General features: G+C 72.0%; 13 protein-coding genes. 5 read left to right on the top strand and 8 right to left on the bottom strand.

The window, feature by feature from the left end; all coding sequences use genetic code 11:
• Positions 1-5 precede the first annotated feature (5 nt).
• Positions 6-659 carry a response regulator transcription factor gene (locus ACIRPT_RS31935; RefSeq protein ID WP_403833448.1) on the bottom strand — a complete coding sequence of 218 codons (654 nt, stop codon included), beginning with the start codon at positions 657-659 and terminating at the stop codon, positions 6-8.
• Between the two features lie 314 nt (positions 660-973).
• On the opposite strand from ACIRPT_RS31935, the gene ACIRPT_RS31930 reads away from it, so the two are divergent.
• Positions 974-1,150: a hypothetical protein gene (locus ACIRPT_RS31930; RefSeq protein WP_403511478.1), complete on the top strand. Its 177-nt coding sequence runs from the start codon at positions 974-976 to the stop codon at positions 1,148-1,150.
• Between the two features lie 88 nt (positions 1,151-1,238).
• Here ACIRPT_RS31930 and ACIRPT_RS31925 read toward each other — a convergent pair whose 3' ends face one another.
• Both ACIRPT_RS31925 and ACIRPT_RS31920 read right to left on the bottom strand, forming a co-directional pair.
• Entirely contained in the window at positions 1,239-2,096 is an 858-nt protein-coding gene (locus ACIRPT_RS31925) for an inositol monophosphatase family protein (protein WP_403833446.1), read from the bottom strand.
• 70 nt (positions 2,097-2,166) lie between these two features.
• The gene (locus tag ACIRPT_RS31920) at positions 2,167-3,321 is read right to left on the bottom strand and encodes a ferrochelatase (RefSeq protein WP_403833444.1); all 1,155 of its coding nucleotides are present in this window, start codon (positions 3,319-3,321) and stop codon (positions 2,167-2,169) included.
• A 183-nt stretch (positions 3,322-3,504) separates the two neighbouring features.
• On the opposite strand from ACIRPT_RS31920, the gene ACIRPT_RS31915 reads away from it, so the two are divergent.
• Both ACIRPT_RS31915 and ACIRPT_RS31910 read left to right on the top strand, forming a co-directional pair.
• On the top strand, positions 3,505-4,764 hold the full coding sequence (locus ACIRPT_RS31915) for an MFS transporter (RefSeq protein ID WP_403833441.1): 1,260 nt from the start codon (positions 3,505-3,507) through the stop codon (positions 4,762-4,764).
• Positions 4,765-5,088: 324 nt separating this feature from the next.
• Complete coding sequence (locus tag ACIRPT_RS31910) at positions 5,089-6,429, top strand: D-arabinono-1,4-lactone oxidase (RefSeq protein ID WP_403833439.1); 1,341 nt, start codon at positions 5,089-5,091, stop codon at positions 6,427-6,429.
• A gap of 73 nt (positions 6,430-6,502) precedes the next feature.
• Here ACIRPT_RS31910 and ACIRPT_RS31905 read toward each other — a convergent pair whose 3' ends face one another.
• Entirely contained in the window at positions 6,503-7,708 is a 1,206-nt protein-coding gene (locus ACIRPT_RS31905) for a hypothetical protein (protein WP_403833436.1), read from the bottom strand.
• Between the two features lie 497 nt (positions 7,709-8,205).
• On the opposite strand from ACIRPT_RS31905, the gene sepH reads away from it, so the two are divergent.
• Positions 8,206-9,285, top strand: coding sequence for a septation protein SepH (gene sepH / locus ACIRPT_RS31900; protein ID WP_403833434.1), 1,080 nt, complete (start codon positions 8,206-8,208; stop codon positions 9,283-9,285).
• Between the two features lie 82 nt (positions 9,286-9,367).
• Here sepH and ACIRPT_RS31895 read toward each other — a convergent pair whose 3' ends face one another.
• Positions 9,368-10,207: a sulfurtransferase gene (locus ACIRPT_RS31895; protein ID WP_403833431.1), complete on the bottom strand. Its 840-nt coding sequence runs from the start codon at positions 10,205-10,207 to the stop codon at positions 9,368-9,370.
• Between the two features lie 250 nt (positions 10,208-10,457).
• On the opposite strand from ACIRPT_RS31895, the gene ACIRPT_RS31890 reads away from it, so the two are divergent.
• The gene (locus ACIRPT_RS31890) at positions 10,458-11,231 is read left to right on the top strand and encodes a VOC family protein (protein WP_403833428.1); all 774 of its coding nucleotides are present in this window, start codon (positions 10,458-10,460) and stop codon (positions 11,229-11,231) included.
• A gap of 21 nt (positions 11,232-11,252) precedes the next feature.
• Here ACIRPT_RS31890 and ACIRPT_RS31885 read toward each other — a convergent pair whose 3' ends face one another.
• The 3 genes from ACIRPT_RS31885 to ACIRPT_RS31875 are packed head-to-tail and all read right to left on the bottom strand — an operon-like array spanning position 11,253 to position 13,764.
• Positions 11,253-11,921 (bottom strand): thymidine kinase, encoded by a 669-nt coding sequence (locus ACIRPT_RS31885; protein WP_403833425.1) that lies wholly within the window; start codon positions 11,919-11,921, stop codon positions 11,253-11,255.
• Positions 11,922-11,980: 59 nt separating this feature from the next.
• Positions 11,981-13,171 carry an alkaline phosphatase family protein gene (locus ACIRPT_RS31880; RefSeq protein ID WP_403833422.1) on the bottom strand — a complete coding sequence of 397 codons (1,191 nt, stop codon included), beginning with the start codon at positions 13,169-13,171 and terminating at the stop codon, positions 11,981-11,983.
• Positions 13,171-13,764, bottom strand: coding sequence for a DUF5998 family protein (locus ACIRPT_RS31875; RefSeq protein WP_403833420.1), 594 nt, complete (start codon positions 13,762-13,764; stop codon positions 13,171-13,173). Before ACIRPT_RS31875 ends, ACIRPT_RS31880 begins: the two co-directional genes overlap by 1 nt.
• Positions 13,765-13,799 lie beyond the last annotated feature (35 nt).

The raw sequence follows: 13,799 nt of genomic DNA, 5'->3' as shown, positions 1-13,799 counted from the left end.
GCCGGTCAGATCCGGTATCCCGAACCGGGGACGGTGACGATGACGGCCGGCTCGCCCAGCTTGCGGCGCAGCGTCATGACCGTGACCCGGACGACGTTGGTGAACGGGTCGGTGTTCTCGTCCCAGGCCTTCTCCAGGAGCTGCTCGGCCGAGACGACCGTGCCCTCGCTGCGCATCAGCACCTCCAGCACCGCGAACTCCTTCGGCGCGAGCTGGACCTCCTTGCCGTCGCGGAAGACCTCCCGGCGGTTGGGGTCCAGCTTGATGCCGGCCCGCTCCAGGACGGGCGGCAGAGCGACGGTCGTACGGCGTCCCAGAGCGCGCACCCGGGCGGTCAGCTCGGTGAACGCGAAGGGCTTGGGAAGGTAGTCGTCCGCGCCGATCTCCAGGCCCTCCACGCGGTCGCTGACGTCACCGGAGGCGGTGAGCATCAGGACCCGGGTGGGCATGCCCAGCTCGACGATCTTGCGGCAGACGTCGTCGCCGTGCACCAGCGGCAGGTCGCGGTCGAGGACAACGACGTCGTAGTCGTTGATCGCGATCCGCTCCAGGGCGGCAGCGCCGTCGTAGACCACGTCGACGGCCATGGCCTCCCGGCGTAGTCCGGTGGCCACAGCATCGGCGAGCAGCTGCTCGTCCTCGACGACGAGTACACGCACGTCGCTAGTCCTTCCTCAGGGCCCGCTTGGGCAGGGCACAACATCACTCAGAGCCCTTCCATCCTGCCCCGAAGAGCCATAAACCGGCGGTAAGAGGGGGGCGGAGGGGTTCAGGGCGGGCGCCGGATGCCGGATGGCCAGATTCCTGGACGGGTTGAGGTTTCCGTGAGGTTTGGGGTGGGGAGGACGTCTGCACACCCGCGATCACGCCCTGTTGGCGTCATTTGACGGCTGATCCACCGCAGGGACCACGCCGTGATCGACCCACCGTCGGCACACCCCTGTGCCACCGACCCACGACGAGGGGGCGCACCATGGACGCGTTCACCGCAGGCATTCTGCAGCGCATAAAGAACACCGAAGCCGATCTGGACCGTGCCCGTGCGTCGGGCGACGACTTCCTCGCCGAGGTCGAGCAGGCAGAGCTTGAGGACCTGCAGCGTCTGGCCACCGAGCATGGCGTGAAGGTCGGCGCGGTCAGCACCGCCTGACCTTCCGGCCGTTCACGACGGGAGCGCCCCGGCACCGCAGGGCTGGTGCCGGGGCGCTTTCGTGCGTCGGTGAGCCCGTCGGCGGGGCTCAGTCGTGCCAGGCGCCGAGCTCGTCCAGGAGGGGCTGCAGCTGCCCGAACAGGGCCGGGGAGGCGGTCACGGCCAGCTCGCCGGAGGGGGCCCGGCCCGGACGGCCGCCGGTGAGCAGGCCGGCCTCCTCGGCGATCAGCACGCCGGCCGCCAGGTCCCAGGGGTTCAGGCCGCGCTCGTAGTAGGCATCCAGCCGTCCGCAGGCCGCATCGCACAGGTCGATCGCGGCCGATCCCCCGCGCCGGATGTCGCGGACCTGCGGCAGCAGGGTGCGCACCACCTCCGCCTGGGCGGCCCTGCGCTCGGTGAGATAGCCGAAGCCGGTGCCGACCAGCGCCTGGGAGAGCGGCGGCGCGGGCCGGTGGCGGATGCGCTCACCGTTCTTGAACGCGCCGCGCCCCCGTACGGCCTGGAAGGTCTCGCCGCGCATCGGGGCGGCGACGACGCCGACGACGGTCTCCCCGTCCTTCTCGGCGGCGATGGACACCGCCCAGGAGGGCAGGTCGTAGAGGTAGTTGACGGTGCCGTCGACGGGGTCGATGACCCAGCGGACGCCACTGGTGCCGTCGACGCTGGCGCCCTCCTCCCCCAGGAACCCGTCGTCGGGGCGGCGCTCGGCGAGGAAGGTGGTGATCAGCTTCTCGGAGGCGAGGTCCATCTCGGTGACGACGTCGATGGGGCTGGACTTGGTGGCGGCGACACCCAGGTCGGCGGGCCGGCCGTCGCGCAGCAGCGCCCCGGCGCGGCGGGCGGCCTCCAGGGCCAGCTCGAGGAGTTCGTCGTGCAGGGCGGCCGTCTCGGCGGTCTCGCCGGCGTCATCGGCGGGCGTCGGGTGGGAGTGCAGCGGGTCGGGCACGTTGCTCCTTGCTCGGACGAGCAGTGGTCGGGGGCGTACGGGGGGGCGCGTACGGGCAGCGCGTACGGGCTTACGCCGGGGCCTGCGTGACGGGGCCCTGCCAGTCCGCGCCGGCGGCGGCCGGGCGGGGCGCACGGGCGGGGCAGCAGCCAACCGGGCACAGGTCGTGGGAGGCGCCGAGGGCGCCCAGGGCGCAGCGCTCCGGGGAGCGGCCACGCTCGGTGGCCGCCCGCTCCAGGAGGAGGTCGCGGACGGCCGCGGCGAACCGCGGGTCGGCGCCGACGGTGGCCGACCTGGCGACCGGCAGCCCCAGCTCGGCGGCCTTGGCGGTGGCCTCGGTGTCGAGGTCGTACTTGACCTCCATGTGGTCCGAGACGAACCCGATGGGGGCCATGACGACGGCGGAGGCACCCTCGGCGTGCACCGTCTCCAGGTGGTCGCAGATGTCCGGCTCCAGCCAGGGGATGTGCGGGGCGCCGCTGCGGGACTGGTAGACGAGCCGCCAGGGGTGCTGCACACCGGTCTCCGCGTGCACGGCGGCGGCGATCTCGCGGGCGACGTCCAGGTGCTGGGCGACATAGGCGCCGCCCTCGCCGTCCTGGGTGTGCTCCGCGGGCGTACCGGAGGCATCGGCGGCGGCCGTGGGGATGGAGTGCGTGGTGAAGGCGAGGTGTGCGCCCTGGCGTACTTCCTGGGGCAGCCCGGCGAGCGAGGCCAGTACGCCGTCGATCATCGGGCGGACGAAGCCGGGGTGGTTGAAGTAGTGCCGCAGCTTGTCGATCGCCGGCACGGGCAGGCCCTCGGCCTGGAGGGCGGCGAGCGCGTCGGCGAGGTTCTCGCGGTACTGCCGGCAACCGGAGTACGAGGCATAGGCGCTGGTCGCCAGGACGGCGATACGGCGATGGCCGTCGGTGACCATCGTGCGCAGGGTGTCGGTCAGATAGGGCGCCCAGTTGCGGTTGCCCCAGTAGACCGGCAGGTCCAGGCCGTGTTCGGCGAAGTCCTTGCGGAGCGCGTCGAGCAGCTCGCGGTTCTGGGCATTGATCGGGCTGACGCCGCCGAACAGGAAATAGTGCTGACCGACCTCTTTGAGGCGCTCACGGGGGATGCCGCGGCCGCGGGTGACGTTCTCCAGGAACGGGACCACGTCGTCGGGGCCTTCGGGACCACCGAAGGACAGCAACAGCAGGGCGTCGTAAGGGCGGGGGTCGCACTGTTCGGGCATGTCGTCGATCCTGCCACCTTCGCCGTGCCGCGGCGGGCGGGACCCCCTGCGCGCCTGGTGGACGGTGGCGGAAAATCCGGAGGTGGCCGGCGCGCGTGCACCCGTAAGCTGTATCGGCCCTAGTCGTTCCTTACCGGCTGTATTCCTCAGCGAATCTCGGTCCTCACCTGGCGGAGCACCCCGTTGCCCAGTCCCTACCGCGCCATATTCGGCCGCCCCGGCACGAAGTCCTTCTCCGCCGCCGGGCTGCTGGGCCGGATGACGCTGTCGATGATGGGCATCGGCATCGTCACGATGATTTCCCAGCTGACCGGGCGCTACGGCCTGGCCGGGATGCTGTCCGCGACGATCGCGCTGTCGGCCGCCGCCATCGGCCCGCAGATATCCCGGCTGGTGGACCGGCACGGCCAGCGGCGGGTGCTGCGCCCGGCCACCCTCTTCGCCCTCGTCGCGGTCGCCGGTCTGCTGCTGAGCGCGCAGCAGCGCTGGGCGGACTGGACGCTGTTCGTCTTCGCGGCGTGCGTGGGGTGCGTGCCGAGCGTGGGCTCGATGGTCCGGGCGCGCTGGGCGGAGATCTACCGGGGCTCGCCGCGGGAGCTGCACACCGCGTACTCGTGGGAGTCCATCGTCGACGAGATGTGCTTCATCTTCGGCCCGATCCTGTCCATCGGGCTGTCGACGGCCTGGTTCCCGGAGGCCGGGCCGCTGCTGGCGGCGTTCTTCCTGGCGGCCGGCGTCTTCTGGCTGACCGCGCAGCGCCGTACGGAACCGATGCCGCATCCTCGCGAACACCACACCAAGGGTTCCGCGCTGCGTTCGCGGGGGCTGCAGGTGCTGGTGCTGACGTTTGTGGCAACGGGGGCGATCTTCGGGGCGGTCGATGTGGTGACCGTCGCCTTCGCCGAGGAGGTGGGCCACAAATCCGCCGCCAGCCTGGTGCTTGCCGTCTATGCCCTCGGGTCGTGCGTGGCGGGCGCGGTCTTCGGGCTGCTGCATCTCAAGGGGCACCCGTCCCGGCGCTGGGTGGTGGGGGTCTGCGCGATGGCCGTCAGCATGGTGCCGCTCCAGCTGGTGGGCTCGCTGCCGCTGCTGGCGCTCGCGCTGTTCGTCGCGGGGCTGTCCGTCGCGCCGACGATGGTGACCACCATGGCGCTGGTCGAGGAGCATGTGCCGCAGGCGAAGCTGACCGAGGGCATGACGTGGACGAGCACCGGGCTCGCGGTGGGCGTCGCGCTCGGCTCGGCGGCCGGCGGCTGGGTCGTGGACGCCTTCGGGGCGGCCCGCGGCTATCTGGTGCCGGGCACGGCGGGTGTCCTGGCCGCACTGGTGGCGTTCGCCGGCTACCGCAGGCTGCGCCCGCAGCCGACGCCACGGGAGCCGGGCACCCCGGTCGCCGGGTCGGGCCCTGCCACCGTGCAGCGGAGCGACGAGCCGGTCAGGTAACCGCCGTCGCGCCCCTCTGCACCGTCGGTACCGCGGGCCGCCCCTCTGGACCGTCGGAAATCCCCGCGCCCCCTCTGGACCATCGGCGAAACCGACTTCCCCCTCTGCTCCATCAGCGAGCCCGACGCCCGTCTGGGCCCGTCCGCGACCGGCGGTCGTGTTACCGGCGGTACGACATGTCCGGGAGCCGGGCGATTCCGGCCAATTCCTTGATCATGTGATTCCCGTCACCCCGCCTGGATGTCGTGTCGGTGGCTGACATCATGCGCTGACACCAACGGCGGCCGAACTCGGCCTGCCCGCGCGGAGGGAGGGGACGTCACCATGGCAGCCAGCAACGCCGTCGGCGGCTCGGGAGGGCGCGGTCCCAGTGGACCGTGGCGTAACTGGGCGGGCAATGTCACCGCCCGTCCCGCCCGGAGCGTGGCCCCGGCAAGCACCGAGGAACTGGCGGCCGCCGTGCGCGCCGCCGCCGACGACGGGCTGACGGTGAAGGCGGCCGGCACCGGCCACTCCTTCACCGCGGCGGCCGCCACCGACGGGCTGCTGATCCGCCCCGACCGGCTGACCGGCGTACGCGCGGTGGACCGCGAGGCCGGGACGGTCACCGTGGCCGCCGGTACGCCCCTCAAGCGCCTCAACGAGACGCTCGCCGCGCACGGGCTGTCGCTGACCAACATGGGCGACATCATGGAGCAGACGGTCTCCGGTGCGACCAGCACCGGCACCCACGGCACCGGCCGCGACTCGGCCTCCCTCGCCGCCCAGATCACCGCCCTCGAACTGGTCACCGCCGACGGTTCGGTCCTTGCCTGCTCCGCCAAGGAGAACCCCGAGGTCTTCGACGTCGCGCGGCTGGGACTCGGCGCACTCGGCGTGATCACCGAGCTGACCTTCGCCGTGGAACCGGAGTTCCTGCTGACCGCCCGCGAGGAGCCGATGCCCTTCGACGAGGTGACCGACCGCTTCGACGAGTTCGTCGCCGAGAACGAGCACTTCGAGTTCTACTGGTTCCCGCACACCGGCAGCTGCAACACCAAGCGCAACAACCGCAGCCAGGGCCCGGCCGCGCCGCCCGGAAAGCTCAGCGGCTGGGTCGAGGACGAGCTGCTGTCCAACGGCGTCTTCCAGGTCGCCTGCGCCGTCGGCCGCGTCATACCGGCCGCGATACCCGGCATCGCCAAGATCTCCAGCCGCGCGCTGTCGGCCCGTACGTACACCGACATCCCCTACAAGGTGTTCACCTCGCCGCGGCGGGTGCGCTTCGTGGAGATGGAGTACGCGCTGCCCCGCGAGGCCGCCGTCGCGGCGCTGGGCGAGCTCAAGACGCTGGTGGAACGCTCGGACTTCAAGGTGAGCTTCCCGGTGGAGGTGCGCCTCGCCCCCGCCGACGACATCCCGCTGTCGACCGCCTCCGGCCGGGACACCGTCTACATCGCCGTGCACATGTACCGCGGTACGCCGCACGAGGCGTACTTCGCGGCCGCCGAGCGGATCATGACCGCGCACGGCGGCCGGCCGCACTGGGGGAAGCTGCACACCCGCGACGCCGATTACCTCGCCGAGGCCTATCCACGGTTCGGTGAGTTCACCGCGCTACGCGACCGGCTGGATCCGGAGCGCCGCTTCACCAACGGCTACCTGCGGCGGGTCCTGGGCGACTGACGACCACGGCCGGCGGCCGACACCCCGCAAGGGGGCACCGGCCGCCGGCCGTTCCGGGCGTAGACCCGGGCGGTCAGGAGGCGTCCGGCGCCGGAGCCTGCTGCTGCCCGGCGCCGTCCGGGTCCGACTGCCCGCCCTGGTCCTGGCCGCCGGTCGAACCGGCGCCGCTGTCACCGCCGGTCTCGCTGCCGCCACCGGAGGAGCGGCTCGGGGACGGCTCGCCGGACGGGGACGCCTCGGGATCCGACGAGCTCTTGCCGCCGTCGGACGGGGTCGGCGACGGGGACTGCGCTCCGCTGCCGGACTCGTTTCCGCTGCCGGTCTCGCCGGAGCCGCTGGGGTCCGGGGTCGGCTCGCCGGTGTTGCCGCCGTGCCTGCCATGGCCGGTGGAGCGGTCGGGTTCCGGCGTTCCGGGGCCGCTGGGCTGCTGGTGGTGGACCCCTCCCACGCCGGTGAGACGGCCCAGCGTGGTGCCCGTCTGACCGCTCGGCGTCGACCCGGTCATCAGCTCCGTAGCGGTGACCGTGCCCATGGCGAGCACGAAGACGGCGAGCGCACCGAGCGCGGGCCGCTTCCAGCCGCGCAGCCGGGTGCCGTAGGTCGCGGCGCTGATCTCCTCGGGCTGCCCGGCGTGCTCGGCCTCGCCGGGCGCGGGCAGTACGGCGGTGACGTCGCCCGCGCGGGGAGCCGCGTGGCCCGGCGCCGCGTTCAGGTCGTCCAGGCGCGGCACCAGCTGCGTTCTGTCGGTGGGCCGGCCGCCGCCGGCGGCATCGGCCGGGCACAGCATCCGCGTCGCCTCGTCGGACCGCGGCGCGGGGTGCGCGCCTGCGGGGTCACGGCGGTACGCCTGGGCGGCCTGCGGAAGCAGCTGGGTGCGGTCCGTATCGGGACCGGGAGTCTTGGCGGCGACGGCGGTGATGTCATCCGGCGCGCCCTGTTTGTCGAAGGTCGGCAGCACCATCGTGCGCTGGGCGCGGGCCGCCGCTCCGGTTGTGGATCGAGGGTGGGAGGAAGCGGAGCGGCGCGGCTTCGGCCTGGTGGTGACCGACGCCTCCTTGAGCTGTTCGCCGGTGCGCCGGAACAGATGCTGGAATATCGAGCCGCCGGTCGTGGCCACGACACTGACCAGACCCGCGCCGATGATGGTTCCGTAGACGCCGAGCCGGCCCGCGAGATACGCGGCGATGGCCGCCGCGAGTGCGCTGCCGGCGACCTGGGCGACGCTCAGGTCGATCCGCTTCCTCTTCTGCTTCCTGTCGTTTTCGGTTTCTTCGTCCATCTCCTACCTTTGATAGCCCCTTCGATCCAGCTTGCATGGAGAAGTGACCTTTTGGCGAAGTGGATAGTTCCAGTTCTGGAGATTTTGTGAATCTCGCCACCCGTGACGACGGTCGAGAGATCGACAAGACGACCCAACTCCGTTTCCGCAACAGAAGTTCAGCGGCGCGGCGGTCCACTTCAGTGGCCCAAATGGAGTACTGTGACGAGCCCTGGCCCGGGATCCCGTCCGGCTGCCCGGATCCACGGGAGGGGCCCTGAAGGCGGCACTCGACCCGAGGCGCCGTCGCTCGGCACGGGTGATCGTTTACCGGGCAGGCGACATGGTCACCGGGCATTGCAAACTGGTAACCGTGTCATGAACGGCGTTTCTGGGCCAAGCCTCGACTCGCCGGGTAACTCGGCAATGTTGTGGCAGGCTGCACCCGGGCAGGCCACACTCGACTAGCGGAAGCAGCGACGCACGTGACGTCGGCAGGCACCACCCGGGAGGTCCCCATGCCCGAACTGCGTGTCGTGGCCGTCTCCAACGACGGCACACGGCTGGTGCTCAAAGCTGCGGACAGCACCGAGTACACGCTTCCGATCGACGAGCGGCTGCGCGCCGCGGTCCGCAACGACCGCGCACGGCTGGGCCAGATCGAGATCGAGGTCGAAAGCCACCTGCGTCCGCGGGACATCCAGGCGCGTATACGAGCCGGTTCCTCCGCTGAGGAGGTCGCCCAGCTCGCCGGCATCCCCGTTGACCGGGTGCGCCGCTTCGAGGGGCCGGTCCTGGCCGAGCGTGCGTTCATGGCCGAGCGGGCCCGTAAGACACCCGTGCGACGTCCCGGCGAGAACACCGGCCCGCAGCTCGGCGAGGCGGTCGCGGAGCGGCTGCTGCTGCGCGGCGCCGACAAGGACAGCGTCCAGTGGGACTCCTGGCGACGGGACGACGGCACCTGGGAAGTGCTGCTGGTCTACCGCGTCGCGGCCGAGCCGCACTCCGCGAGCTGGACGTACGACCCGCCGCGGCGGCTCGTACAGGCCGTGGACGACGAGGCGCGGGCGCTGATCGGCGAGAGTGACGACACGCCCGAGCCGAGCTTCCCGTTCGTACCGCGTATCGCGCGGCTGCCGCGCGACCGGCCGCTGGACCGCGCCCTGGACCGCCAGACCCCGGACCGCGGCGAGCGGGCCGAGCGTGCGGCGCAGGCCGGCGGCGAGGAGAGCGGCCCCAGGGTCGCGGAAGAGGCCGTCGGTGAACGCGAGCGGGACTCGCTGACCAGCCTGCTGGAGGCCGTGCCGAGCTTCCGCGGTGACATGGTCGTGCCGGAGACCGTCAAGGCGCCGCAGGGCGAGGAGGCGGTGGAGGAAGAGCTGGAGGAGCCCGCCGCACCGGCGGCGAGCGCGAGCGCGGGCGCGGGTTCCGCGTACGCCGATGTGCTGATGCCGCGGGCGGTCGCCGGGCACCGCGACCGGCTGACCGGGACGACGGACCGGCAGGCCGAGGCGGACGGCGTACGGCCGGGCCGTCGGGCCGCGGTGCCGAGCTGGGACGAGATCGTCTTCGGCACCCGGCGCAAGAAGCCGGAGTAATCCCACGACAGACGCGCCGCCCGCCCCTGGATCCCAGGGGCGGGCGGCGCGCTGCCGGGGCACGCACGGCCCCGGGCGGGGCTCAGCCCGGCTGGGGGCCGGTGGCCACCGGGCGGGACGGGTCGTTCGACCATTCGCTCCAGGAGCCGACGTACAGCGCGGCGGGGATGCCGGCCACCGCCAGGGCGAGCACCTCGTGGGCGGCGGAGACGCCGGAGCCGCAGTAGACACCGACCTCGGCGTCCTCCGTGGCGCCCAGCGACGCGAAGCGCTTGGCCAGCTCCGACGCATCGCGGAAGGTGGTGCCGCCTTCGGCGACGTTCTCGGTCGTGGGCGCGGAGACAGCGCCGGGGATGTGGCCGGCGACCTTGTCGATGGGCTCCACCTCACCCCGATAGCGCTCGGCGGCGCGCGCATCCAGGAGGACGCCCCGACGCGCCAGAGCGGCCGCTTCGTCCGCGGTCAGCAACGGCAGCGCACCAGGCGCCGGCGTGAAGTCACCGGCTCGCGGAGTCACCTTGTCGACACTCATGGCCCCGCCGGCCTCCTTCCAGGCCGCGAGGCCGCCGTCGAGTACCCGGACATCGGGATGACCCGACCAGCGCAGCAGCCACCAGGCGCGCGCCGCGGCCCAGCCCTGACCGCCGTCGTAGACGACCACGGCACGGCCCGCACTGACGCCGGCCGCACGCATGGCATCGCCGAACGCGGCGAGATCGGGAAGCGGATGGCGGCCGGCCGGACCGGGAGCCGAGGCCAGCTGACTGTCGAGGTCGACATAGACCGCACCGGGCAGATGCCCGGCCTCGTACTCCGGGCGGCCGGGCGGGCCGCCGAGCTGATAGCGGACGTCGAGGAGCACCGGGGCGGTGGACCCCGCCAACTCGCTCGCGAGTTCGGTAGCGGTGATGATGGCATTCATGGGACTCATCCTTGCGTAGCGATGACTACGTAGAGAAGGCAGGATCCCACCCTCCGTATGGCGGAGTTGCGCAAGTTGACGCCGCCACCGAATCGGAAGCAAACCAGCAAAACGGGCATTCTCCCTCGTGAACGCGCCAAGGACGGCGCGGCCGGGGCGCACAGCAGGTCACAGGGTGCGAGCATCTGCTCGGGACCCGCGCCCGTACCCCCCATGGCCAGCACCCCGATGCTCCGAGGAGTAAGTGACGATGACGACCGAGGCAGCGACTCGGCGGATGCCCGGCGCGCCCTGCTGGGTGAGCCTCCTGGCACACAGCTTGTCCGCCACGCAGGAGTTCTACGGCGCCCTCTTCGGCTGGGAATTCCGCCCGGGGCCGCAGCATTTCGGTCCCTACGCCCGCGCCTACCTCGACGGCCGGGAAGTGGCCGGGGTCGGCGAACTGCCGGGCGATCGTCATCTCCCCGTCGCCTGGACCACCTACCTGGCGAGCGATGACGCGGATGCCACCGCCGAGCAGATCCGTTCCTGCGGCGGCACGGTGGGCGTGGGCCCGCTGGACGCGGACGACGCGGGACGGATGGCGATCGGCTCCGACCCCGAGGGGGCGATCTTCGGCATCTGGCAGGGCAGGTCGATGATGGGCACCGCGGTCAGCGGCGAACCGGGCACCCCGGTGTGGAACGAACTGGTCACCCGCGAGACCCGCGTCGTCGAGCCGTTTTACGAACGGGTCTTCGGCTTCGAGCCGGAGGCCGTGGCCGCGACCGACTTCGACTACGTGACGCTGCACATCAAGGGACAACCGGTGGCGGGGATCCACGGCGTGGGGGACGCCCTGCCGCGGGACCGGGGGCCGTACTGGATGACGTACTTCGCCGTCCCGGACACCGACGCCGCGGTGCGCCGGGTCAACGAACTCGGCGGACGGGTACTGCGGCCGCCGCAGGATTCCGCATACGGCAGGCTCGCGACGGTCACCGACGGCGAAGGCGCCTCGTTCACGATCATCCAGAAGCGCTGACGGCCCGCGCGCAGGGGCGGTTCAGCGGGGCGCGTCGACCGGCAGGACATCCGGGGAGAGCGCGCCGGCGCGGGCGGTGGCGGAGGTCTGCCGACTGCGGTGATGGCGCCGGCACAGCACCTCGTAGCCGACCTCGGCCTGTGTACGCGTCGCATCGCGGCCGGCGACATCGCCGACGACGACCTGCGCGCCCTCCACGACCATCCGGCCGTCGACGGTACGCGCATTGTGCGTGGCGCGGGCTCCGCACCAGCACAGCGCCTCGACCTGCAACACCTCTATCCGGTCGGCGAGTTCGACCAGCCGCTGGGAGCCGGGGAAGAGCTTGCTGCGGAAGTCGGTGGTGATGCCGAACGCGAAGACGTCCAGACCGAGGTCGTCCACGACGCGGGCGAGCTGGTCGACCTGGTCGGGTGCGAGGAACTGCGCCTCGTCGGCGATGACGTAGTCGACCCGGCCGCCGGAGGAGATCCGGCCGACTATGTGGGCGTAGAAGTCCATGTCATCGGCGGCCTCGACGGCCTCGGTGACCAGGCCCAGGCGGGAGGAGAGCTTGCCGCGCCCGGCTCGGTCGTTCCGGCTGAATATCAGCCCCTGGAGCCCGCGTGCCGAGCGGTTGTGCTCGATCTGCAGAGCGAGGGTGCTCTTTCCGCAGTCCATCGTTCCGGAGAAGAACACCAGCTCGGGCATGGGAGGTAGCGGGCCTTTCGGGCTCGTGGGGAGGGAGGGGCGGAAGGGGCCGGGGACGGTCAGGTACGGACTTCCAGGAGTGGCACCAGTTGCTCCGCCGGGGTCATCGAGCCGTGCAGCCCGACCATCGCCGACTCGCCCCGCTCGCGTTCGGAGGCGATGATCGCCATGTCGGCGTGCGCCACCGCCACCACATCACCGATCCGGCCGCGCACCCGGTCGTCGACACGCGGGCCGAACCACCCGGCGGCGATGGCCTCTTCGCGGCTGGCGACCCACATCTGCTCGCCGACCACCTCGCGCCAGATGGCGAGGACATCGCCGGACGCGCCGGGTTGCGCGTACACATGACGGGCCCGTCCCTCGCCGCCCAACAGGCGTACGCCGGCGCTCAGTTCCCAGTCCTCGTCGAAATCGATCCGGTACTCGGGGCCGAAGGGGATATCGATCATGCCGTGATCGGCGGTGATGTAGAGGGCGGAGCGCGGCGGGAGCTGCTCGGCCAGTCGCTGCGCGAGCCGGTCGACGTACATCAACTGGCCGCGCCAGGCGTCGGAGTCGACGCCGTAGCGGTGTCCCTTGCCGTCGACCTCGGAGTAGTACGTGTAGACCAGCGAGCGGTCGCCGGCGGCGAGCTGTTCGGCGGCGAGGTCCATCCGCTCCTCGGCGGAGAGCCGGCCGTGGAACGTGCCGCCGCTGAGCGCCACCTTCGTGAGCGGGGTGTGCTCGAAGTCCGGCGCGGAGACCTGGCAGGTGTGGATGCCCGCGGCGTCGGCCAGCTGGAAGACGGTCGGATGGGGCTGCCAGACGTGCGGGTCGGTCCACGGGCGCCAGCGCAGCTGGTTCATCAGCGCACCGGTGTCCGGATCCTCGCAGGTGTAGCCGGCCAGGCCGTGGACGCCCGGGGGCAGACCCGTACCGACCGAGGCGAGGGACGTGGCGGTGGTGGCGGGGAAGCCGGCGGTGAGCGGGCGGCCGGTGCCGTTGAACGAGCTGCCCAGGAGGGAGGTGAGGAACGGCGCCTCCTCCGGATGGGCGCGCAGCAGTTCCCAGCCGAGACCGTCGATGAGGAAGACGCAGGCGCGGTCGGCGGGGGCCAGTTCCATCCCGGTGGCGAGCTCCCGCAGCCCCTGGCCCGCCGTGATGGTGGGCAGCAGATCGGCGAGCGAGCCCGTGCCGTACTGCGGCACCGGGGCGGTGAGCGGGTCGAGAGGTGCCGGTTCGGGCCAGGCGGGGGCGGTGTGGACCATCAGCGGGAGCTGGTGGTGGCCGCGGTGGCCTCGGAGAGCGCCTGGGCGAAGGTCAGCGTCTCGCGGACCGAGTCCGGGCCGTCGCCGGCCTCGCTGACCCGCAGCGAGAGATCATCGGCGGTCGAGGAACCCGTATAGCCGTGGTCCGCCTCGCAGTTGGGGTCGCCGCAACTGGCGGGCTCCAGGTCCAGGCGGGCGACGGCGCCCCAGCCGATGGTGAGGACGACCTCGCGGGGCAGCTGGCCGGGGGTGTACGACTCGGGGTTGGCGACCACGCGGCTGAGCACCACCGACGAGATCCGGCCGAGCTTCACGGACTCGGTCGAGGTGGTGGCGTACGGCGAGGGGCTGGTGGCGTCGGCAGCCTGCTCGTCGGTGTGGCTGACGATGAAGCGGGTGCCGGTCAGGACCAGGACCGTGACATGGCGGCGGACCTCGTTGGCATCGAAGGTCGTTTCCTGGTGCACGAGGTACGACACGACCGGTTCGCCGCCCACCGCGGCCTGCACCGCCTCGGCCACGAGCGTCGGGTAATAGCCACTGCGCTCGATCGCGGCGCGCAGCCCCTGGGTCGTCGTACCGGTCTTAGCCATGGGGTCCATCTTACGGGGCGTACCGGGGCGCGAGA

Origin of the sequence: Streptomyces sp. NPDC101227, assembly GCF_044767545.1 — a bacterium.
Taxonomy (GTDB): domain Bacteria; phylum Actinomycetota; class Actinomycetes; order Streptomycetales; family Streptomycetaceae; genus Streptomyces.
The sequence above is the reverse complement of the archived record's forward strand: the minus strand, read 5'-3'. Positions and strand labels throughout refer to the sequence as shown.